This window comes from Pseudomonas thivervalensis (genome assembly GCF_001269655.1).
Classification (GTDB): Bacteria; Pseudomonadota; Gammaproteobacteria; order Pseudomonadales; family Pseudomonadaceae; genus Aquipseudomonas; species Aquipseudomonas thivervalensis.
Genome location: NZ_LHVE01000009.1, coordinates 25,902 through 46,989, shown reverse-complemented (window position 1 = coordinate 46,989; position 21,088 = coordinate 25,902). Strand labels below are relative to the sequence as shown.

Sequence of the window (21,088 nt, the reverse complement as noted above, 5' to 3'; positions counted from 1 at the left end):
CTGGGGAAGCACACAGCATGATGGGACAGCTATCGAGTGGATAGATACGACTATCTCGGTTGCTCAGTCACAAAGATCACATCCAAGCACTCCCTTCAGCGCAGCCTGATCAGTGTTTTGATCTGAGCGATCTCCCGCTCAAAGATCATGCTTTTGTTGGCTTGATCACCACGAGACCGCGCCGACTCATTAATCCGTAGTAAGCGCATGCTGGAAACAGCAGACCAACAACCCACGCCAAATCGATCCCTTGCAGGGCGGAGGCGATGGGGCCGACGTAAAGGGAAGTATTCATGAATGGAATTTCTAGCACGATGGTCGCGAGGAACACCCCGATAGCGATCCAGTTCACCCGACCGTAAATGCCCGAGGGGTCAAAGATATCGGCAATCTTGTATACGCCTTTGCGTAGCGCGTAGTAGTCGACCAGGTTTATTGCCGTCCATGGGATGAGAAAGTAGCTCATGAAAAAGATGAAATTCAGAAAAAACTGAATGAAGTCATCCTGGGCCATGGTGCATAACGCAGTGGCAACGGCACAGATAATTAGCATAAAGCTGGCGCGCACCTTCGCAGTGACCTTGAGCGCAGCAAAGGGCTCGATAACGGTAACCGTCGACATAAAGGCTCCATAGAGGTTGAACACGTTGATAGCGATCTGACCATAGAGCACGAATGCCACGGCCAGCAAACTCCCACCCCCTAGAACGCTAAGCAAATGAAGGCCAACATTATCTGAAAAACCTGTGACGCCCTTGGTCAATATCGCCCCCAGCAGCATCATCCAACTTCCACCAATGACCGTCCCCGTATAGCTGTACCAGAAGACCTGGCGCGCGGAAGTATGGGTAGGCAAATAGCGAGAATAGTCAGCCACATAAGGGGCATAGGACAATTGCCAAGTCACCGCAATGCTCACTGAAGCGAGGAAGCTCGCCAAGTTGAAGCCCTGCGTCGTCCATTGTTGCGCATCTATTGGCAGCGCAAGGGCGAACAGGGTCGCGATCCCGAAAAAAACAACCGAAACCAACGACAGCATTTTTTGCAGGCGGTGGATGAGCTTGTAGCCAAACAGGGCTACCAGAAAGCAGAGCAAACCAAGCAGCACAATGTTTGCCTCACTGCTGAGGGGGCTTGAGGCGGCGACTGCTTGGGTGGCCAACAACGTATTACTGACAAAAAACCCTAAGTAAATGAGCATTACGAACAGCAGCGGAACAATGGCTCCAAATACCCCAAACTGCGCACGGCTCTGGATCATCTGCGGGATGCCCAACCTCGGCCCCTGTGCAGAATGCGAAGCCATGAATACCGCGCCGATTAGGGAGCCGAGCAGGATCGACAAAGCGCTCCAGAACAGGTTCAGCCCCAGGCTGACCGGCAGCACCCCGGCCGCAACCGTGGTGATGTTGGCGTTGGCCCCAAACCACACGAAGAACAGAGAACGGGGTTCGCCGTGACGTTCGGTTTCTGGAATGAAATCGATGCTTCTTTTTTCTACGTTCATCATGCTCTCCGCTCTGTCTTGGCAACGAGGCAATTTTCCAGGCGCGCGATAGCTTGCATAAACTCTTCTGGCTGGAAGGCAAGGTGGTCTGGCTCCATCGTGCGAAGTGAAGGTGCTGGCTCGCCCGCCCAGCGCCGCAACAGCTGTTCGGTAGAGAGCATGTCCAGTCCGTAAAGCCAGTTGGAGACAATAAACAAGGCCGAGTAATGGGCTGCGGTAGTCGTAGCCGTACAAGCGTCGGCCACGAGGCTCAAGTGGAAGTCGTACTGATAGGCATCGAACAGACTACTCATCACGCAGACGTCAGTCAGTACGCCCATCACCACGAGATGCTTGATGCCGCGCTCCCTCAGCATCGGAGTCAGCCGAGTGCCGTGGAAGGCACTGTAGCGTTGCTTATCAATGACAACGTCACCGGTTTGTGGGGCTAACGCGTCGATGATCTCTATGGCAGATGTACCTGCGCGATAGCTGGTCGGTTTGCCCTCGGCATCTACGGGCTCGCCCAGCGCCAAGCCGAGACCTTGGGCATCGTTGACATGACGGGTGTAGAACAGAGGGATGTTGTTTTTTCGAGCGCAATCAACCAGCGCTGTTGCGTTTTCAATGACGTGATCGAACCGCTCCAGAGGGAAGCCGTCTTCTTTCTGAAGGTCGATCACGAGCAAAGCCGTGTCTTGGGTCATCAGGTTTCTTCCAATTGCGAAGCACCAGGCGATAGCTGTGAGGCTCGCTGGCAACTAACGAATTCTCAGGCGCAGGCACCGCAATCGCGGGCTACGGAAGGTGCGAGAAAGATTCTCGAGGAAGGGCTACCCGACTATTTGCCAAAAACCGTTTTGCTTGGCGGCAACGCAGGAGGGAAGACGCTGCAGGGTCACGTGCGAAGGCGCAACCGATCGGCGTAGAAAGTTCTTCATGGCTCCGCACGGAAATAACGTTGTCCAGCCAAGCAGGCTGATGCGCGTTATGCCGGGTCGAAATGCGGAACTGACCATGACGTAGACTCTTGGGGTTAGTTCCGTCAGGCAAGCAATATGCACGCCATAGTATCGGAAGGCTCGGAAAGCGGCCGAATAGAGCGATCTCAGGAATCATCGTGATGTCTTATGGCATTCAGTATGCCGTAACACCGCGCTACGGAACGTAGCACGCAACGCCGAAGTGCACCTTTCTGAAACTCCCGTTGCAAGTGGGCAGCTTTGGCCAATTCTGTTCCCAGGCGTTTTGCCAGGCGCCTAGCATTACGCTCCATCCGCCGATAATGTTTTCACGGGACGGCGCGGCAAAAGTCGAAGAAAGACTTTTCTTTGGACGAAAAAAAATGGACCTCTTTTCAGAGGTCCATTTTTAAATACTTGGAGCGGGAAACGAGACTCGTATCTGGTGTCCGACTCGTTGAAATTTAAGGGGTTTCCGTTATTCCTGAAGCAGGAATGGACTTAATTCTGGACTCGTTTCCAGCAGGCATCAAGAGCAACGTGAACGTCCCCTCATAGGCGCGTTAGCGATCTGCGTGATCAACGCGCCAACGCCATCCAATAAAAAAGCCCGAGCTGATTCGTCCCGTAGCTGCCCCTGATCTATTTTGCTGGTCACGTTGCCGATCACGATCTGCGGATAGACAACGTGCACCGCCTGGATCGCCCTGAGCGTTTCATTGAGCTGTTGATGCGCGCGCACCCCACCCGTGAACGCCGGCGAGGCAGTGAAACTCAATACCGGACAGCCCAGCAGCGCCGATTTACCATGAGGACGAGACAACCAGTCCAGTGCATTTTTCAACACGCCGGACATACCGTGGTTGTACTCCGGCGAGCCGATCAATACCCCATCGGCCGCCGCCACGGCGGCGCGCAAGGCGATCACAGCCTGGGGTGCATGAGCGCCATCGTCATCCTCATTATACGGCGGGATACTGTCCAAGCCATGGAGCGTCAACCGGACATGCCCAGGCAATCGTTCGGCCACCGTGCGCAGGATCGCTGTATGCGCCGACTGCCGACGCAGGCTGCCGGACAAGCCCAGGATGTTTATCGTTGCAGTCATTTAGATACTCACAGTCTGTGGCTTGGGCTTGAGGAGAAAATGCGCGAGCGCGGGCACCAGGATCAATGCCCCCACCATGTTCCAGACGAACATGAAGCCCAGCAAAATGCCCATGTCGGCCTGGAACTTGATCGGCGACAGCACCCAGGTGGTCACAGCCACTCCCAAGGTTATCCCGGTCATCACCACCACCTTGCCGGTGGACAACAGCGCCAGGTAATAGGCATCCGACAGGCTTGAACCATTGCGCAGGTTGGCAAGTGTCACGCTGAGAATGTAGAGCGCGTAATCCACGCCGATTCCCACCCCCAGTGCAATCACTGGAAGGGTCGCCACCTTGACACCGATGTTGAGCCCCACCATCAAGGCTTCGCACAGCACGGAGGTGAGCATCAACGGCAACACCGTACAGACCACGGCTCGCCAGGACCTGAACGTGATGAAGCACAGGGCAATGACCGCCGCGTACACCATGAACAACATCTGCACGTTCGAACGCTTCACAACGATGTTGGTGGCCGCCTCGATACCGGCGTTACCCGCCGCGTTCAGGAACTGAATCTGATCGCTGTCATGGCTGGCCGCAAACTGTTCGACCGTCTGCACCACTCGGGTGAGCGTATCGGCCTTATGGTCCGTCAGGTAGACATACACGGTCAGCAGGTCGCAGTTCTGGTTGAACAACTCTCGCGGTGCGCGAGTGATGATCGCGTTCAATAGCCCCTGGTTACGCGGGATCTCATACCAGGTCATGCTGCCTTCGTTCATGCCGGCGGCGGCCTGTTTGCTCAACGCAGCCAGGGAAGTGGTAGAGACCACACCCGGCAACTGTTGCAACTGCGCTTCCAGTGCATCCACCGTTACCAACGTCTGGTAATTGGCGCAGAAGTACTGCGGGGTCTTGACCATCACCACGTACTTGTCGCTACTGGCGGAGAAGTTGCTGACCATGAAGCGGTTGTCGGTATTGTAGCGAGACTCGGGACGCAACTCCGGCGCTCCTGGATTCAAGTCGCCAATCTTGACGTGAAGACTGATGGCAAAGCCCGCCGCCCCCAGCACCACACCAATGAGGATCGCGCCGGTGGCCCATTTGCGTTCGGTGAAGCGATCCAGGAAGGCCCAGAACGGATGCCGTGCGTGATGGGCGTCCAGCCGGGAAAACCGATCGTTGGCCGCTTCTCGTTGCGCCGCCACTTTGCTCACGCCGGTGTATGACAACAGGATAGGTAGCAGGATCAGGTTAGTAAAAATCAGCGTCAGCACACCAACCGTCGCGGTAACGGCCAGGTCCTGGATCACCGGGATTTTGATGATCATCAACACCGCAAAACCCACGGCATCCGCCACCAGCGCCATCAACCCGGTCAAAAACAACCGGCGAAAGGTGAAGCGCGCCGCCACCAGTTTGTCGGCACCGCGCCCGATGTCTTGCATGATGCCGTTCATTTTCTGGGCGCCATGGCTCAAGCCGATGGCAAACACCAGGAACGGCACCAGAATGGAATACGGATCCAGGTCGAACCCCAGGGTCGGCAGCAAGCCCAGCAGCCAGACCACCGCAATGATCGAGCACAGCAGCACCAGCACCGTGCTGCGCACACAACGGGTGTACCAGAACAACACTAGCCCGCAGATCACCAGGGTCGCGGCGAAGAACAGCTGCATCTGCCGCATGCCGTCCATCAAGTCCCCCACGACCTTGGCGAAACCGGTGATGTGAATCTGGATGCTCTGGTTTTCGTACTTGGCTCGGATCTGTTCGAGTCGGTTTGACAGGGCGTTGTAATCCAGTGGGGTACCGTCATCCGAGGTACTTTCCTGAAGCGGCAAAAGCACAATGCTGGACTTGAAATTGGAGGCCACGAGCCGCCCCACCTCGCCCGACCGTTCGATGTTCTGCTGCACCTGTTCCAGGCTGTTGGCTGAACCATCGTAATCGTCCGGGATGACAGGACCGCCATCGAAACCCTCCTCGGTCACGCCGATCCAGCGCGTGGCCGGCGTCCACAGGGACTTCATATAGGAGCGGTCGACACCGGGAAGCAAAAATACTTCGTCGTTGATCTTCTTGACCGTTTCCAGGTATTCGGCACTGAAAATACTGCCCTGCCTGGCCTCGATCGCAATCCGCAAGGTGTTGCCGCCCTCCCCCAACTGACTGCGGTTTTGCAGATAGTTCTGCACATAGGGGTGATCCGTGGGGATCATTTTCTCGAAGGCGGCATTGAGCTTAAGACTCAGCGCCTGATAGCCGAGCACCAGGCTGAGTAGCACACAGATACCCAATACGATGCTGCGATGATTGAACAACAGCCGCTCGACCAGGGTCCCGGAAGCAGGATCAAAGGCAGGTGATGCAAGTGCAGCCGAGTGTTCGGCAGAGTGCGTAAAACTGTTCATTGTGGCGGCTCCGACGATTCCACTTTTATGGCGGACGACAGCATGCCGCGCGTGCTGCTGATGATCAGGTCACCGTTCGCCGCTTGCGTCATGCCCGTGAAGTAACGAGGTTGAGGTATCTGCAGGACAGTGGCTTGTGTGTCTCCATCGGCAAAACGCAACACCCGGCCCGACTCGTCCGCCAGCAGGACCGAGCCATCATCCAGGCGCAAGCCGCTGGTCAACGTCACCGGCTGCAAGGTGTCGAGACGCTTCCAGGTCTCGCCACGATCCCGGGACTCGAAGGCCTTGCCACGCAGTCCGAACGCCAGAATCGAATGATTGTCGGTCGGCGCAAGACCGAAGATCGTGCCCTCATAAGGGGGCGTCAACGCCTCGAAGGTCTGGCCTGTATCGCTGGAACGCAGCAACGTCCCTTGCTCGCCAGCCATGAAGACATCGGTTCCTATCTTTGCAATGCCATAGAGATGCAACCCGTTTGGATTATCGACATGGGCACGAATGGACTGCCAACTGAGCCCGCCGTCATGGGTGACGAAAGCCAAGCCATAGGCCCCCACCACCCAACCGTTTCGCGCATCCAGGAAAAGCAGGTCGAGCAAAGGTTTATCCGGCCCTTCATCCACCAACTGCTGAGCCTGGGACAGACGCTCCGAGGCCTGGTCATCGGTGTCGAGCTCGGCTTGCTTCAGTTCGATGTCGGCGGCCTGGACACCGTCGAGCTGTTTAGCCCAGGTCAATCCGCCATCCTGGCTGTGCAGAACAGTTCCAGCATGCCCGACTGCCCAGCCCTGTCTGTCATCGATGAAACGCACCTTGACCAACGTCACGCTGACCGGCGAGTCGACTTGCTGCCAGGTCGCCCCGTCGTCATCCGAAACAATGATGAAACCTCTCTCGCCCACAGCCACCAACCGCTGCCCAGCCCGAGCAACACTGAGCATGACCGATTGTGTTGCCATCGCGCTGTGGATCGCCGATTGCTGCGCCAATCCTATCGTTTGCGCTACAGCGCCCGGACCATAAAACGTTGTCGCCATCCACAGGCTGGCAATGAAGACCTTTATAGGGCCGGAATAAAAAGAAGACATGTCTGAACCTCGATGATGCCGCTCTCTGGAAGCGATGACCGTGCACCGCCTCCAGAAAACAAACGTATTAATCAACCGTTGCGAGGCTCAGCGAACCGACCCGGATGCCACCGAAGTGCCGGTGAAAAAGTTCTCGGGCTTGCGCGGTATCACGCTATAGGTTTCCCCGTTAAGACCCTGGACGACGCTGTAGGTCTTGGCCTGCAGGTTGTAGATCACCACAGGTTTGACCACCACCGCAGGGATGGCCGGCACCACGAATGGCAGCACCTGGGAGACACGCCAGAGTTTGCCCTCGGCGTCGTAGCCATCCACCAGCGAGATGGTCCAGCTGTCTTCGTCGATGAAGAATCGACGCTTGGGCACAGCATGGCGTTTGCCCGGCGCCACCGTGGCCTCCAGCTCCCAGACACGGTGCAGTTCCCAGCGCACTTTGTCGGCATTGAGGTGGTTGGCGGTAAAGGCATCGTCGCGTTTCTCGGCATGGAACTTGTTGTCGTTATAAGGGATGTACAGTTCTTTCTTGCCCACCAGTTTCCAGTCGTAGCGATCCGGATGACCGATGAAGCCGTGCACCTCATCGAAATAGTTGGCGCCCGAAGCGACGAAATCCGGGGTGTCATAACCCACGGTAGGCGCCCGCCGCACACGGCGTTGGCCGACCAGGTACTGCCAGGCCTCTCGCGGCTGCTGAGCGTTGGTACTGTCATGGGTCACCAGTGATTCCCCGGCCTTGAACGGCGGCTCGCTGGTCAGGAACCGCAGCAGCGCATACTGCCCGGACCATTTATCTGCGGCACCGTCCTTGTAGTAGTACGGATACTGCCAGTTTTCCACGCCCCGGCTGGCCAGCGTCCGAGTCCCGTCGGCGTTGCCGATGATGTTGGAATAGCCCATCTGTATGGATTCGGCTTCAACCCGCAGCAGGAAATTCCAGATGACCTCGTTGCCGTTTTTTGGGATCGGGAACGGTATACCGCCGTAGCAGCCCTCTACCGACAAACCATTGCTGGTGGTCTTGCAGTTGGTGGCGTTGGCGAAGGTGTTTTGATAGACGCTGTCCGGCGCCGCGGCGCTGCGGTGAGTCGGGTAGACATCGAGGTGGAAGGTGTCGGGGAATTTGGCCAACAGGGCTTTGGTACCTTCACTCAACTTGTCGGCGTACTGCGCAGCGTTCTTGGCGTTGATCTGCAACAGCGGTTTTTCGCCGGGGAACGGATCGGCAGGCGCATCGCCGAACTTGGCGCCAGGGACGTCCTTGGTCAAGCCGCCAGTCCAGGCCGGGATCGAGCCGTCGGCGTTGCCGGCTTTTTCGGCCCCCATCGGCGTCAGCGTGGTCTTGAGCTTTGCCGCCTCGTCAGGACTGACCGCCGCCAGCGCGGTACCGACAGACAGGGAAATCGACAGAGTGGACAGCAACAGCAGTTTAATTTTTATCATTATCAGGGCCCGCCTGTTCTTTGCTTAAAAGGTTCGCTGGATCGAAAACGCCACGAAATCCCGGTCTTTCATGTTTTGTTGGTAGGTGAAGGAATTGGCTGAGTTGATAACCGGCCCGGCCTCACCAAAGAAGTTGGTGTAGCTCAGCGAGGCGTACCACTGCTTCTTGTAATCGGCCTTGAGACCCAGCGTCAGGTCGCCGCCATGTTCCGGGCCAAACGCCTGGGGCGTGACGGAAGAACGCCCGGACGGGTTGTAGCCAAGGGTGATCGGCGCTTGGACGTCGATACCGGGGAAGACCTGGAAATATTGCGGTTCAAACGTGAAGCGCATGGCGAAGGCATCACGGGTGGTGTTGGGGTCCAGTTGATCGGCATTTTTGGTCACGCTCAGCCGTCGGTTGAACGCCAGTTCACCCACCAGGGAAGCGCCGTCCCACAGCGCGGATCCCCCATAGACATTGATCATCGACACCTGGGCATGCCACGACCGACCGATGGGGTACGCGGGGTTGGAATCGTTGTCGGCGTCCATGCCAGTGATGATGGTGCCTCCGACGCCCGCCAAGGGCGTATCGAGTCTGATCGATGTCTCGCCGGCGATATTGGCCTCGCCCACCAGCGTGCTGAAGCTGGCACCGAAGACCTTCACGTCCTCGGGATAGACATTGATAAACGAGTCATCGGCCCCCGGCACGAGCGCGGCCGGACGGAAGTAAAACACTGGCGTCTTTTCGTGATATTTCGCGGCGTAGAGACCGAACTCCCAGTCGTCCACGGCAAACTTCAGCTGCGCGCCGAACTGTCCGGAATCCCTCGCGTCCTTGTCCTTGCCATGACGCAGCTCACCGGTTGGAAAGAACACCCGTTCCCCGCCTTCACCCACAAAGTCCGAACCACTGAAGTAGCTACCCGCTGCAGGCAAACGGGTCTTGTTCCATTCGAATTGGTAGTACGCCCCCACGCTCACGGTGTCGTTCAGTTGCCAGTTGCCGGACACCTGCTTGGTGGGCATCAGAATTTCTTTGAACTGCGAACCGGGGACGGATTGAAGCTTCACCAGGTCCACCGTGGACTGGGCGTTGGCAATGCCGTTGGCGCCGAAGAACAAGCTTTCGCCGTAGATCTGCGTGAACTGCCCGAGCCGCCCGGACAGCGAGGTGGTGCCGATTTCCGTCGAGCCATAGACAAACGCGTCGAGGATTTCAGTGCGTTGACCATGGATCCGGCGGGTATCGCTGGTGAACTCGTCGTGGTCGACACTCAACGAGTTGGCAGTGCCCGGCGAATCGTTGTCATTGTCTTGGCTGTAGACGTTGTCGTACCAGGACGCCGCACTGAGGCGCGCACCGACGTCTTTGTACTTGATGTCGAATTCGGAAAGGATGTCCAGACGATTGGAAATGAGCCCCCGATCGAAATTTCGATCGCCGTCGTCCAGGTTGGGGTTGCTGTTGGAGGTCCCAGGGCCCACCGCCACCTTGTGATCGAGTTTATTCACCCGCCAGGCGTTGCTGTACTTGATGGTGTTATCCCACGTCGCCGAAAGGTCGGGGTTGCCGGTGTCGATCTGGAAGGCTTGTGCCTGGGTTGAAAGGCCCAGCAGTACCGTTGCGCTGACTGCGCAAGCAAGGCTGGAGACCGGTAACGGGCAAAATCGCTGGTTGGCTGTTTTCATGGAGATGTTCCTGTTTTTTTGTTTTTGTAAAAGGTCATCCACTCGCAGCCTTGGCCGCGAATACCGCTGGCGTTGAATGCGTGCGCAAAAACACATTTATTGCACTTAAATATATTTTGTGCACAAAAATTATCCCTGCGCAAATTCAAAGTCAAGCGGATTCAGGCGGGTATCGCGCATTGGAGGTGGGTGAGAAGGAACGGAGAGCAGGCAGGGGCCCAAAGGCCTGGAAGATAAATCCATCGACAGGAGGCGTCTAATCAGTCTTTGCACTAAAATTCGTTTTGCGCATAAAATGCGTTTGGTGCAAATTTCAGGACAACCACGACCATGATTCCCTCTCCCAACATTCCGCTGATCGATGTCGCATTGACGAAGATGAAAAAAGCGATCGTCTGTTGTGAGCTGGCCCCCGGCGAAAAGCTCAAGGTCGCAGAGTTGTCCAAGACCTATGGACTCAGCAGCTCGCCGATTCGTGAAGCCCTCAATCGACTGACCCAGGATGGCGTGGTCGAAGCCAGCGATAACAAGGGCTTCAGGGTCGCCCCGATTTCCGTCAGTGACTTTCGCGACATCACACGCATGCGCTGTCTGCTGGAATGCGAAGCCTTGGCCGATGCCATCCAGTATGGCGATGACGCCTGGGAGGCCGACGTGCTAGGGGCCTTTCACCGTCTGAATCTGGTCGAGAAAAAACTCGGAAGCGGCGTGTTGGTGCTCGATGATGAATGGTCGACCCGACACAAGGCCTTTCACTTCGCCCTGTTCGCGGCATGCCCATCGCCGTTGTTGTTGAAGATGATCGATTCGCTGTTTGATCGGGCCGAACGCTACCGGCGCTTTTCCGCCCAACAGCGAATCACCCAGCGGCACAAGGGCAACGAGCATCAGAAGTTGATGGAAGCGGCCCTGGCTCGCGACAGCGAGAAAGCCGTGACTTTATTGCGCAATCACATCCAGGAAACCCTGGGCCGGATCGTCGAAGCCATCGAGCGCCGACAAGCCACGCTTCAATGAGCCTTGCTCAGACATCATGAAAGAACCTCCGCCTGGTACTGTTTTCGTGGACAGTGCCAGGCGAAGGGCATGTTGCCTTTCAGGCGTTAAGCCTGCGCGAACCTGATCGTCTTATCACAAACACCACCTTGGGCCGGCGTGGGTTTCTGCGGCGGCTTGCACCATAGCGCAAGCTCCATGCCCTCGAGCAACTCCATCGCCCAGGCCACCGTGACCGCCCCGCCATACACGTAGTGATCGGGCCGCACGATCACCACATTGCACCCTCGCTGTTCCAACCACTGCGCCAACAGCCCATCGACTTCCCGGTACTCATCGGCAGCGCAGGCCCCTGATTGCTCAGCGTTGACCAACCGCACGACGTGGATAGGCAAGCCCTTAAGCGACTGGCTGCTGCGCAGGCACCTCAACAACGCACTGGCATCGAACCCGGGGGCAACGACCACGCGAAACGCTTGGCCAGTAAACTCATCAAGCAAGGCCTGCTTGCCTACATAGTTGATCACCATTGGCTGGGGAAACAGCTCTCCGGCCGGCGACACTTGCGCGATAAACCCCTGGGACAAACCGGGGATCAACGATTGCCGGATGGTTCCGCCCGGGTTCTCCTTCATATGTTCGATCAACCGTGCATCCCGGTTCGCGGCTCTTTCGCTGTCGCGCTCGCAGATCACTCCGCCGAACTCCTTGGCCGCCAAAGTGGTCTGGCGCACATGAGGGATACGCTCGATCTGATAGGTTTCCAGGAACTCCGGAGCCGCCAACCCTTCTTTCACCAGGGCGATTTTCCAGACCAGGTTCAAGGCATCGCGGATCCCCTGGCACATGCCTTGTGCCAGGAATGGCGGCGTCATGTGGGCCGCGTCCCCGAGAAAGAACACCCGGTCCGCTTTCCACTGCTCCAAGATCAATGCATGGAATCGGTACGCCGAAGCCCGCCATAACTGATAGTCCTGCTCCGGCAACCAGCGGGAAATCAGCTTCTTGATCATTTCAGGTTTTGAGATTTCCGACGGCTGCTCATCCGGATTGATCATGAACTCCCAGCGACGATGTCGCCCGGGGCCGACGACAAAGGTGCAAGGCCTGGCCAATTCGCAGAACTGGACGTTGGTCTTCGGTAGGTCCTCCCCCGCCCCTTCGTTGAGGATCACATCGACCACCAGCCACGGCTCGTCGAACGCAAGGTCGTCCATCTTCAACCCCAAGCGGGTGCGGATCGGGCTGGTGCCGCCATCGCAGGCCAGCACATGGGCCGCCGTGACCGTGCGCTCAGTCCCGTCCTTCGCCTGGATACGCACATTCGCCTGGGACTCGGCGGAGTCAACCGACAGCACCTCAGAGCCCAGCTCAACGGTTACCGATTTGAAACGGGCAATTTTTTCGCGAAGTGCACGCTCCACCGGCGGCTGGGAAAACACATAGTTCGGCGCCCAGCCCAGCGGAAAAGGCGGTTGGGCAGCGTCAATGCGCTTGATCAACTGAGAACCGGTCGTACGGTACTCCGAGGGACGGTACGGCATGACATGTTCGGCAATGCTGTCAGCCAGGCCGATATTGCCGAAGACTCGCATCACTTCATGGTCAAAGCCCATGGCCCGAGGGTTGGCATAGACCGTTTCGGACTTCTCCACCACCAGGGCATTGAGCCCCCACAGACCGGCCAGATTGGCGCACAAGGCGCCCACCGGTCCCATTCCAACAATGATGACATCGTAGTCCATCGTCTACTCCGCTTCTTGTAGTTGTCGATTGCGAGTGCTGGTTGATGCCAATCACAACGTCTGTTCATCAACCAGATATCGTCTTTACCGGATGGAACGATCAGACGATTCGGACCCGCTGCTCCTCAATCTTCGTGCGAATGGAGTCCATCCATTGCGCGCGCGTCTGGAACTCTGGACGGCGCCTGCACATTGCCTCGGTCTGGGCCAGAATGACCTCGGTCGGTAGCTCGAGATCCAGAGGTTCCTTGCACGGCTGAGCGGTATAGAACGGTGTATCGACATACATCTCGACGGGGTTGCCTTCAGGGTCCTTGAAATAAATCGACCAGGCATTCCCGTGGTCCACTTGGGCGATGCCCTCAATGCCGCTTTTTTTGGCGAATTGATAGTACGCCTTCAGGTCATCCAACGAATTGAGCAGGAACGACAGTTGATTGATCGGGTTGAACGGCAGATCAACAGGCTTCCCGTCAAACAGCACGACCTGATGATGCAGCTCTGGATTCTGCGTCATGAAGAAAAGACGATGCCCTGTCGAGGCCACGCCTTTGTCGCTGACGATGAAACCCAGGACGCGACAATAGAAGTCGACCATCCGATCCAAGTCTGAGCAGAACACGCCGGAATGGGTGAAATTGATAGTAGGTAAGGCGGGCATGTGGAACCTCCAGTTTCTTATGATTGTGTAGAGGACAACGCTCAGGCTTCGTCAATGACGCCGTTCGATAGGGTCCCGATTTCAGTGATGACCACTTCGAACACATCACCCGGCTTCAAGAAAATCGGCGGTTTGCGCTTGAAACCGATCCCGCTCGGCGTACCGGTTGCCAGAATGTCGCCAGGGTTCCATGGCAGCGCCTTGGACACGTAGGAGATCAAATGTGGAATGTCGAAAGCCAGCTCCGAGAGGCTGCCTTCCTGCAGTTGCTCACCGTTAAGAATGCCCCGTACCACCAGCGTACGGTAATCGGAAATTTCCGACGCGGGAATGATCCAGGGGCCCAGTGCGCCAGTTTTTCTGAATGTCTTGCCCATGCCGTACTGGTGCGTATGGAACTGCCAATCCCGCACGCTGGCATCGTTAAAGCAGGTGTAACCCGCCACATGGTCCATTGCATCGGCCGGATCGATGTGCGCGCCACCTTTACCAATGACAACGGCCAACTCAGCTTCGAAGTCGAACTGCTCTGAAACTTTGGGCCTGACCAGTGGTTCGCCGTGGGGCAATAGCGTTTCGGCAAATCGCTGGAATATCACTGGAAATTCCCCGACCTTCCGGCCGGCCTCTTCGGCATGAGCCACATAGTTGATGCCCACACAGATCACCTTGCCGGGATTAGGTATGACAGCCTCCAGTTGAATGCTGGAAAACGGATAATCGGCCTGGGCGGTCTCGACGATCTTGCGTGCCTCCTGTACCAGCAATCGATTGGCCAGAAACGAGGCAAGATCCGGAACTTGCGCAAAACGACGGGTCAGCTCGACCACCCCATCACCTGACACGGCGCCAAAATGGGCCTTCCCTTCTTTGCGGTACGAAATCAGCTTCATGTTCCTCTCCTATTTTTTGTGCACAAAAACTAATTTCTTGCACCATACATCATTAAATGCATAATGCAAAAGGTCGCGAAAAAAAATAATGAGCCCCATGAGGCTCCTGGTTCTGGAGGCAAGCATGTCGCTGGTGATGGTTCGTAAGATCAAACTGGACATCGAAGAAATATTCCACGAGGGAGGCCCCCGTATATCAACACCATTGCGCATCGCGGTCGCTACCGCTGTGGTCGCCAATCCCTACGCCGGCAGATATGAAGAAGACCTGCTGCCCTTCATGCAGGAGCTCAGGGGATTGGGCGCACAACTGTCGGAGCAATTGATCCAGGCGCTGGGCGGTGCCTCGCAAGTGCAGGCTTATGGCAAGGGCGCAATTGTTGGTGAAGACGGCGAACTGGAGCACGGTGCGGTCTGGCACGAAGCCGGGGGTTGGGCGATGCGTGAAGCATTGGGCAACCCCAAGGCAATCGTTCCAGCGGGCAAGACTATCGGTGGCCCTGGTTGCCGGGTGATGATTCCGCTGGGACATATCCAGGCAGCTTATGTCCGCAGTCATTTTGGTGTGGCGGAAATGACCGTGTGGGATGGTCCTCGCCGTGGCGAAATCGCTTTTGGCCTGGCCATGGCCACCGGCGGCAGGATTCATGCGCGGCTGGGCGGCCTGAGTGCTGCCGAAGTGAAGGGCGAAGACGGGTTACGTTGATGCCAGGGTTTTGAAGTGTCGCTCCACGGATTACGTACCACGACAAAAATAATATGAGTATCGGAGAACATCATGACTGCAAAAACGATGCGCGCCGCACGCCTGTATGAAGGCGGCAAACCCATGGTCATCGAGCAGTTGCCCGTACCGGGCATTCGTCCAACTGAAGTGCTCGTCAAGATCAAGGCCTGCGGAATCGTCCCCAACCTCCATAACATCCTGACCAACTGGGTTAAATGGTTCCCCCAAAATCCTCTGCCGAAACTGCCGGCGACCTTCGGCCTTGACCCAACGGGAGTCATCGAGGCAGTTGGCGAACAGGTCTACGACTTCAAGGTTGGTGACCGGGTCTACGTCAATCCAGGCCGCCACTGCGGTTCCTGCCGGTCTTGTCGTGCGGGCAATACCATCGCCTGCACGGCGTACACCTTCAATGGCTATTTCGGCTTCACACCAAAAAGCCCGCGCATGTTCGAAGACTATCCCTACGGTGGCCTTTGCGAGTACATCCCTGCGCCGCAATACAGTCTGGTGAAACTGCCCGATAACCTCAGCTTCGAGACGGCCGCGCGACTGGGCTACCTGGGTACCGCCTACAAGGCAATGCTCAAGGCCAATGTCGGGCCTGGCACCACCCTGCTGATCAATGGCATCAGTGGCACGCTCGGCTTGGGCGCAGTGGCACTGGCGCTGGCGATGGGCGTGCGTAAGATTCTCGGCACGGCCCGCAACCAGGAGCTCTTCCAGCGGGTGAAAGACCTCGCCGCGCCAGGTCGGATTGAAATCCACACCCTGGGCACGCTGCCGACCAACGAGTGGGTCAGTGAAATCACCAATGGTGAAGGCGTTGATGTGGTGATCGATGCTCTGGGTCCAGGTGCGCCACACGAGACCCTGACCCAAGCCCTCAAGTCCATCCACCGCGGCGGGCATCTGGTCAACATCGGTGCCATCGCCGGTGACGTCCCGATCGATCTGCACTGGATCATGGACAACGACATCCAGATCAGCGGTTCGGCCTGGTTCACCGCTGGGCAAGGACAAGCCATGGCGGACATGGTGGAATCTGGCACGCTGGATCTTTCATTCTTTGAAAACACCGCTTTCAGCCTGGAAAAAGTGAACGACGCGATTACCGGTATCGAAAATCGACATGGCGGCTTCAGCAATTACGTCATCTGCCCCTGACATTAACGAAACCCGTTCACCACAACGGCGGGCACTGTAATGCCCGCCCACACTTCCAGGGGAATGCTATGAAAATCCGAAGAGTCGTCACGGGCCTGGATGCCGCAGGCCAATCCGTATTTATCAGCGATGACGCTGCTCCACGCGCGTGCTCCTTTGAATCCATTCCCGGCCATGCCATGGCGCACCTGTGGTCCACCGGATCAACGGCCGGAACGTCCGTCGCACAGCAGGACCCCACCCTGGGGCACCCCTCCCTGGTGCCCGGGCCGGGCGAAACCAGCCTGGCAATCTATGATTTTCCGCCGGACACCGTGATGCAGAACCCGACGGATGTCGGACAGATGATCGAGGAATTGGGCGGTGCCCTGCCCGGCTTGTTCGAATGCTTTGAACCGGACCATCCGGGCATGCACACGACCCCGACCATCGACTACGGCATTCTGCTCCAGGGTGAACTCTGGCTGGAGCTGGACAATGGCGAACAAAAGCTGATCCGGCCCGGAGAGATTGTCATCCAGCGTGGAACCCGACATGCCTGGCGTAACAAGAGCGATCAAATCGCCCGCGCGCTATTCGTGATGATCGGCATGAAGCGTGACTAGTCGACACACACTTTCCCCCGAACCTTAGGTGCTCAACATGACCCTGCAGCACATTGCAGTGATTGGCGCCGGCACGATGGGCAGTGGAATTGCCCAAACCTGCGCGGCAGCCGGCCATACGTTATTGCTCATCGATATCAATGAACAGGCGCTCGGCCGGGGCCTGCAAATCGTGCAAAAAAACCTGGACCGGCAAGTTGAAAAAGGGACACTCCTCCCCGCGCAAGCCATCGAGACCCTGCAACGTATCCATACCTCGACCCATTACACCGACTTGGATGAAATGGACGTAGTGATCGAAGCGGCCACGGAGGACTTGATACTCAAGCGCAAGATCTTGCAGCAAGTTGACACCCATGCTCGCCTGGATTGCCTGATCGCCAGCAACACTTCATCGCTATCGATTACGGAATTGGCGGCGAGCATCGAGCACCCGGAACGCTTCATGGGGATTCACTTCTTCAACCCTGTGCCGATCATGGGCCTGGTGGAGCTGATCCGTGGCTTACAAACCAGCGACGCGACCTGCTCCACCGCCGGGGCACTGGTCGAACAGTTGGGCAAGACCGCAATCCACACCCAGAATCGCCCGGGCTTCATCGTCAACCGAATCCTCATTCCGATGATCAATGAAGCGATCTTCGTCCTTCAGGAAAACGGCGATGCCCAGGCAATCGACGCCAGCATGCGCCTGGGCTGCAACCAACCGATCGGACCGCTCGCATTGGCTGACCTAATTGGCCTGGATACCGTGCTGGGAATTCTGGACAACCTGCAAATAGGTTTTGGCGATCCGAAATACAGGCCCGCCCCGCTGCTCAAAGAGATGGTCGCTGCAGGATTGCTAGGCAAAAAATCAGGACGTGGCTTTCATGTCTATAGCTGAAACTCGCGGTGGGTATGACACGATCCGGGAACGGGCCCTGGAGCTTTTCGTCAGCAAGGGATTCGGACAGGTCAGCATGCGCGAACTGGCTCGCCACGTGGGTATCGCCCCTGGCTCGCTGTACAACCATTTCCCCAGCAAACAAGCCCTGTTGTTCGATCTGATCGAAGAGTTCTACGAAGAACTCCTCATGCTGGTTCAGCCCGTGCGGCAACGAACGGCTGGCGCCCACCCACTGTTGGACCTGATTGCCGCCCACTTACAGCTGCACCGTGAGCGGCCCCTGCATTTTCGACTGGCATTACAGGGTTTTGCCTACCTCGACACCGCTCAGAAGCAACGCATCACCCTCAAACGCGTCAGCTATGAACACGCGTTTCTGCGCGCGGTATTCAGCGATACCTTAAGTGCACAAGAAACAGCTGCAGCGGTCGGGCATGTCATCACGCGTTTTCTCAACTGCCTGCCGGGTTGGCTCGAGGGACACCCGCTGGCTGATGAGGTTAATACCCACCTGATCGAGCGGCTGATCAAAGGGGCTGTGCAAGAATGCTCGGCACAGCCTCAGATCAGCGCCCCGCCTGACACTCATCCCAAACACCACGCATCAGTTCCTTCAGCATCAGCGCCTCGCCCCAGCGATCCGTTATATCGCGCCCATCATGCCTCGTGATCGCATAGGGTGGCGGGCCAAGCTCGCAGGTGAAGGAGAGGATCGCGGGTGTGTTCGGTCGCGCCTGCCAATCCTTGATTCCGTAACGCCACCAGCCTAGAAACCGGTCCAGCCAGGGGCGATGCTGGGCGAAGGTCAACGGCACTTGGAGCTGCTCACTATTAGCGACCCGCCCGTGAAAACCCCAACTGTGTCGCAAGGTGGTGTGAATCTGTTCGTCGTCTTCGGCAGTGGCCGACTCAGGCAGTTCGTGGCCCACGACGTAATGGGAACCAGTGCCCAATATCGTCTCGGATTGATTTACGCGATGCTATCTTCGAGCGAAGTGATAAAAGAGAAAGCTTGCCCTTTGTTCGAACGAAGCCTCGCCCAAGGCTTCGCTCCGCCAGCACTTGAAATTGCCTCTTGGTGCTTGGCGTTACCGATACACCCGAGTACCAAAAAGCCTTGCAGGCCATAGAAACCACCATGCCGCTCTACGAAAAATATTGTCCACAGCCTGTTGTTCGGCTTGAGTGCAAGCCTGAGGAACCCGTGGGCTTCGCCATGCAGTGGGGCAACGGTCGTGATTATCAAGCTTAAATCTAACGACTACAGGGTGATAGCAATCGTGCGCGGCGCTTAGAGTATTACCAGAAGGTCATCGATACCAATGACTGTTACAAGGCCAAACGACGCATGGAATATCTTAAATAGCCCCCGCCTAGTACTGGCTCCAATGCATGACGGTTGCTTCAGAGACAAAGACGTTATCGGGCTTCGGCTGCAGGAAACCGGCTCGGCTCCAGGCATCATTCTTCATCATTAATGCGATTGCTCCCAGCCTTCATATCGATTCGGGGTGGCCATCATCTGTTTTCTGAGTGCTAAGCTGGAAATTTTCAGAGGAAGGCGAAAACAAATGCGTGAAGCGTATTCGCTGACGAATGTACTAGAAAGAATCTACCGGAACCAGGTCAAGCTAGAAGCAGCGATAATGGAGCTTACGCTCCATATCGAAAAGCGAGACGAAGAAGAGGTCGGACGCAATGTCCGTAGAGCTTTGCAAACGATCAAGGAAAAAGCCGGCTTCATCAAACAGGGTTTAGCTCGATTCAAGAAACGGGAAGCCGATTAAGTGATGCTCCTACCGTTTCGAGCGCATCAGCAACTGGGCAAGCGGAAACAACACAGACGATCGTCACACAATCACTGACACTGGGAAATTCCAGACACAAAAAGAGCCACTGATCTGAGCGGCTCTTTTTGAATCTTTGAACGAGAAACGAGACTCGTATCTGGTGTCCGACTCGTTGAAGTCCAAGGATTTTATTTTCTTGCCGGAGCAGGAAAACACTTAATTTTGGACCTGCCTCCAGAGTACATCAAGCGGTCATGGTGCCTGTGTGAGGCATTGCTTTCTTACCGCTGACCTGCCGCCGATGACCCGATTGCCCGCATTATCGGCGATTGGCTTTATTGTCCGTTTTTTATCCGGCTCCAGACACGCGTGCGCAGTCGGTCGGTCTCTAGCGGCATCGCTTCCAGCACAAAGAGTTTCTTCATCACGCTTTCAGGCGGGTACACCATCGGGTCGTTGAGAATGGCCTTGTCGACCATGCCCTCAGCGGCAGCGTTGCCGTTGGCATAGTGCACGTAGTTGCTGATGTCAGCCATGACGCTGGGGTCCAGCAGGTAGTTCAGAAACGCGTAACCGGCCGCTTCATTCGGAGCATCGGCAGGCATGGCGACCATGTCGAACCACATCGGTGAGCCTTCCTTGGGAATGGCGTAGGCAATCTGCTGGCCATTGCCGGCCTCATTGGCTCTTGCTGCCGCCTGCATCACGTCGCCGGAAAACCCTACGACCAGGCAAACGTCACCCGTTGCAAGATCACTGGTGTATTTGGAGTTGTGGAAATAACTCACATAGGGCCGCACGTTGAGCAGCAGGGCCTGGGCCTTCTCGTAGTCGGCCTTGTCCTTGCTGTGATGCTCAAGCCCCAGGTAGTTCAAGGCGATGGGAAGGATCTCGGGGCCGTTGTCGAGCATGGCTACGCCGCATCGGGCGAGTTTTTTCATGTTCTCCGGCTTGAACACGATGTCCCATGAGTCTATCGGTACATCGCCCAGGACTGCCTTGACCTTGGCGACGTTGTAGCCGATGCCGGTGCTGCCCCACAGGTACGGGAAACCGTATCGGTTGCCCGGATCGTTGGCCTCCAGAACTTTCATCAGCGTCGGGTTGAGGTTCTGCCAGTTCGGCAGCTTGCTACGGTCCAGCGGTTTCAGCGCACCGGCCTTGATCTGCCGGGCCATGAAGTGGTTGGAGGGAAACACCACGTCATACCCGGAACGGCCGGCCATCAGTTTGGCGTCGAGGACCTCGTTGCTGTCGTACACGTCATACTGAGTCGGGTGCCCGGTATGGCTGGTAAAGTTTTGCAGGGTATCTGGGGCAATGTAACTGCTCCAGTTGTAGATCCTGACGGTGTCTGCCGCCTGAGCGGTGGACGCGATCAACAGTAGCGGAACGATCGACTTCAACATACGAGACCTCAACCTTTGTTCTTTACGTTATGGGTGAAG

18 protein-coding genes and 1 pseudogene are annotated in these 21,088 nt (G+C 56.9%); 7 read left to right on the top strand and 12 right to left on the bottom strand.

The window, feature by feature from the left end:
- Positions 1-145 precede the first annotated feature (145 nt).
- The 7 genes from AD659_RS12610 to AD659_RS12580 form a co-directional block, all read right to left on the bottom strand.
- Positions 146-1,507: a purine-cytosine permease family protein gene (locus AD659_RS12610; RefSeq protein WP_053122484.1), complete on the bottom strand. Its 1,362-nt coding sequence runs from the start codon at positions 1,505-1,507 to the stop codon at positions 146-148.
- Positions 1,507-2,193 carry a cysteine hydrolase family protein gene (locus AD659_RS12605; protein WP_053121637.1) on the bottom strand — a complete coding sequence of 229 codons (687 nt, stop codon included), beginning with the start codon at positions 2,191-2,193 and terminating at the stop codon, positions 1,507-1,509. Before AD659_RS12605 ends, AD659_RS12610 begins: the two co-directional genes overlap by 1 nt.
- A 784-nt stretch (positions 2,194-2,977) precedes the next feature.
- On the bottom strand, positions 2,978-3,556 hold the full coding sequence (locus AD659_RS12600) for an NADPH-dependent FMN reductase (protein ID WP_053121635.1): 579 nt from the start codon (positions 3,554-3,556) through the stop codon (positions 2,978-2,980).
- Entirely contained in the window at positions 3,557-5,959 is a 2,403-nt protein-coding gene (locus tag AD659_RS12595; RefSeq protein ID WP_053121634.1) for an efflux RND transporter permease subunit, read from the bottom strand.
- On the bottom strand, positions 5,956-7,050 hold the full coding sequence (locus tag AD659_RS12590) for a WD40/YVTN/BNR-like repeat-containing protein (RefSeq protein ID WP_053121632.1): 1,095 nt from the start codon (positions 7,048-7,050) through the stop codon (positions 5,956-5,958). Before AD659_RS12590 ends, AD659_RS12595 begins: the two co-directional genes overlap by 4 nt.
- 87 nt (positions 7,051-7,137) lie before the next feature.
- Complete coding sequence (locus AD659_RS12585) at positions 7,138-8,490, bottom strand: DUF1329 domain-containing protein (RefSeq protein ID WP_053121629.1); 1,353 nt, start codon at positions 8,488-8,490, stop codon at positions 7,138-7,140.
- Positions 8,491-8,514: 24 nt separating this feature from the next.
- Positions 8,515-10,167 carry a DUF1302 domain-containing protein gene (locus AD659_RS12580; RefSeq protein ID WP_053121619.1) on the bottom strand — a complete coding sequence of 551 codons (1,653 nt, stop codon included), beginning with the start codon at positions 10,165-10,167 and terminating at the stop codon, positions 8,515-8,517.
- Positions 10,168-10,497: 330 nt separating this feature from the next.
- Between AD659_RS12580 and AD659_RS12575 the strand changes: the two genes are divergently transcribed.
- A complete protein-coding gene (locus AD659_RS12575) occupies positions 10,498-11,184 on the top strand; it encodes a GntR family transcriptional regulator (protein WP_053121617.1) in 687 nt (228 codons plus the stop codon).
- A gap of 86 nt (positions 11,185-11,270) precedes the next feature.
- On the opposite strand, the gene AD659_RS12570 is transcribed toward AD659_RS12575, so the two are convergent.
- The 3 genes from AD659_RS12570 to AD659_RS12560 all read right to left on the bottom strand — a co-directional run bounded on the left by AD659_RS12570 (position 11,271) and on the right by AD659_RS12560 (position 14,462).
- Positions 11,271-12,908, bottom strand: coding sequence for a bifunctional 3-(3-hydroxy-phenyl)propionate/3-hydroxycinnamic acid hydroxylase (locus AD659_RS12570; RefSeq protein WP_053121615.1), 1,638 nt, complete (start codon positions 12,906-12,908; stop codon positions 11,271-11,273).
- A 100-nt stretch (positions 12,909-13,008) separates the two neighbouring features.
- A complete protein-coding gene (locus tag AD659_RS12565; protein WP_046061934.1) occupies positions 13,009-13,569 on the bottom strand; it encodes a VOC family protein in 561 nt (186 codons plus the stop codon).
- A gap of 41 nt (positions 13,570-13,610) precedes the next feature.
- Entirely contained in the window at positions 13,611-14,462 is an 852-nt protein-coding gene (locus tag AD659_RS12560) for a fumarylacetoacetate hydrolase family protein (protein WP_046061935.1), read from the bottom strand.
- A gap of 124 nt (positions 14,463-14,586) precedes the next feature.
- Here AD659_RS12560 and AD659_RS12555 point away from each other — a divergent pair, with 124 nt between their 5' ends.
- From AD659_RS12555 to AD659_RS12535, 5 genes are all read left to right on the top strand, one after another.
- Entirely contained in the window at positions 14,587-15,168 is a 582-nt protein-coding gene (locus tag AD659_RS12555; RefSeq protein WP_046061936.1) for an amino acid synthesis family protein, read from the top strand.
- 72 nt (positions 15,169-15,240) lie between these two features.
- Positions 15,241-16,356, top strand: a complete 1,116-nt coding sequence (locus AD659_RS12550; protein ID WP_046061937.1) for an alcohol dehydrogenase catalytic domain-containing protein — start codon at positions 15,241-15,243, stop codon at positions 16,354-16,356.
- Positions 16,357-16,424: 68 nt separating this feature from the next.
- Positions 16,425-16,961, top strand: coding sequence for a cupin domain-containing protein (locus tag AD659_RS12545; RefSeq protein WP_053121614.1), 537 nt, complete (start codon positions 16,425-16,427; stop codon positions 16,959-16,961).
- A gap of 37 nt (positions 16,962-16,998) precedes the next feature.
- On the top strand, positions 16,999-17,847 hold the full coding sequence (locus tag AD659_RS12540) for a 3-hydroxyacyl-CoA dehydrogenase NAD-binding domain-containing protein (RefSeq protein WP_041020392.1): 849 nt from the start codon (positions 16,999-17,001) through the stop codon (positions 17,845-17,847).
- Positions 17,834-18,520 carry a TetR/AcrR family transcriptional regulator gene (locus AD659_RS12535; protein WP_082343550.1) on the top strand — a complete coding sequence of 229 codons (687 nt, stop codon included), beginning with the start codon at positions 17,834-17,836 and terminating at the stop codon, positions 18,518-18,520. Before AD659_RS12540 ends, AD659_RS12535 begins: the two co-directional genes overlap by 14 nt.
- On the opposite strand, the pseudogene AD659_RS30215 reads toward AD659_RS12535, so the two are convergent.
- Positions 18,417-18,806, bottom strand: a pseudogene (locus AD659_RS30215) (sugar phosphate isomerase/epimerase); the annotation flags it as partial. The gene AD659_RS12535 and the pseudogene AD659_RS30215 sit on opposite strands and share 104 nt — an antisense overlap.
- Positions 18,807-19,421: 615 nt before the next feature.
- On the opposite strand from AD659_RS30215, the gene AD659_RS12530 reads away from it, so the two are divergent.
- A complete protein-coding gene (locus AD659_RS12530) occupies positions 19,422-19,637 on the top strand; it encodes a hypothetical protein (RefSeq protein ID WP_041020391.1) in 216 nt (71 codons plus the stop codon).
- Between the two features lie 338 nt (positions 19,638-19,975).
- Here AD659_RS12530 and AD659_RS12525 read toward each other — a convergent pair whose 3' ends face one another.
- The gene (locus AD659_RS12525) at positions 19,976-21,049 is read right to left on the bottom strand and encodes a polyamine ABC transporter substrate-binding protein (protein WP_063680200.1); all 1,074 of its coding nucleotides are present in this window, start codon (positions 21,047-21,049) and stop codon (positions 19,976-19,978) included.
- Between the last annotated feature and the right edge of the window lie 39 nt (positions 21,050-21,088).

Excerpts from the sequence above, each read along its gene's own strand:
- AD659_RS12535 (WP_082343550.1), top strand. The coding sequence starts at position 17,834 with ATGTCTATAGCTGAAACTCGCGGTGGGTATGACACGATCCGGGAACGG.
- AD659_RS12570 (WP_053121615.1), bottom strand. The coding sequence starts at position 12,908 with ATGGACTACGATGTCATCATTGTTGGAATGGGACCGGTGGGCGCCTTG.
- AD659_RS12600 (WP_053121635.1), bottom strand. The coding sequence starts at position 3,556 with ATGACTGCAACGATAAACATCCTGGGCTTGTCCGGCAGCCTGCGTCGG.
- AD659_RS12545 (WP_053121614.1), top strand. The coding sequence starts at position 16,425 with ATGAAAATCCGAAGAGTCGTCACGGGCCTGGATGCCGCAGGCCAATCC.
- AD659_RS12575 (WP_053121617.1), top strand. The coding sequence starts at position 10,498 with ATGATTCCCTCTCCCAACATTCCGCTGATCGATGTCGCATTGACGAAG.
- AD659_RS12595 (WP_053121634.1), bottom strand. The coding sequence starts at position 5,959 with ATGAACAGTTTTACGCACTCTGCCGAACACTCGGCTGCACTTGCATCA.
- AD659_RS12565 (WP_046061934.1), bottom strand. The coding sequence starts at position 13,569 with ATGCCCGCCTTACCTACTATCAATTTCACCCATTCCGGCGTGTTCTGC.
- AD659_RS12580 (WP_053121619.1), bottom strand. The coding sequence starts at position 10,167 with ATGAAAACAGCCAACCAGCGATTTTGCCCGTTACCGGTCTCCAGCCTT.
- AD659_RS12590 (WP_053121632.1), bottom strand. The coding sequence starts at position 7,050 with ATGTCTTCTTTTTATTCCGGCCCTATAAAGGTCTTCATTGCCAGCCTG.
- AD659_RS12605 (WP_053121637.1), bottom strand. The coding sequence starts at position 2,193 with ATGACCCAAGACACGGCTTTGCTCGTGATCGACCTTCAGAAAGAAGAC.
- AD659_RS12555 (WP_046061936.1), top strand. The coding sequence starts at position 14,587 with ATGTCGCTGGTGATGGTTCGTAAGATCAAACTGGACATCGAAGAAATA.
- AD659_RS12610 (WP_053122484.1), bottom strand. The coding sequence starts at position 1,507 with ATGAACGTAGAAAAAAGAAGCATCGATTTCATTCCAGAAACCGAACGT.
- AD659_RS12550 (WP_046061937.1), top strand. The coding sequence starts at position 15,241 with ATGACTGCAAAAACGATGCGCGCCGCACGCCTGTATGAAGGCGGCAAA.
- AD659_RS12585 (WP_053121629.1), bottom strand. The coding sequence starts at position 8,490 with ATGATAAAAATTAAACTGCTGTTGCTGTCCACTCTGTCGATTTCCCTG.
- AD659_RS12530 (WP_041020391.1), top strand. The coding sequence starts at position 19,422 with ATGCGTGAAGCGTATTCGCTGACGAATGTACTAGAAAGAATCTACCGG.
- AD659_RS12560 (WP_046061935.1), bottom strand. The coding sequence starts at position 14,462 with ATGAAGCTGATTTCGTACCGCAAAGAAGGGAAGGCCCATTTTGGCGCC.
- AD659_RS12540 (WP_041020392.1), top strand. The coding sequence starts at position 16,999 with ATGACCCTGCAGCACATTGCAGTGATTGGCGCCGGCACGATGGGCAGT.
- AD659_RS12525 (WP_063680200.1), bottom strand. The coding sequence starts at position 21,049 with ATGTTGAAGTCGATCGTTCCGCTACTGTTGATCGCGTCCACCGCTCAG.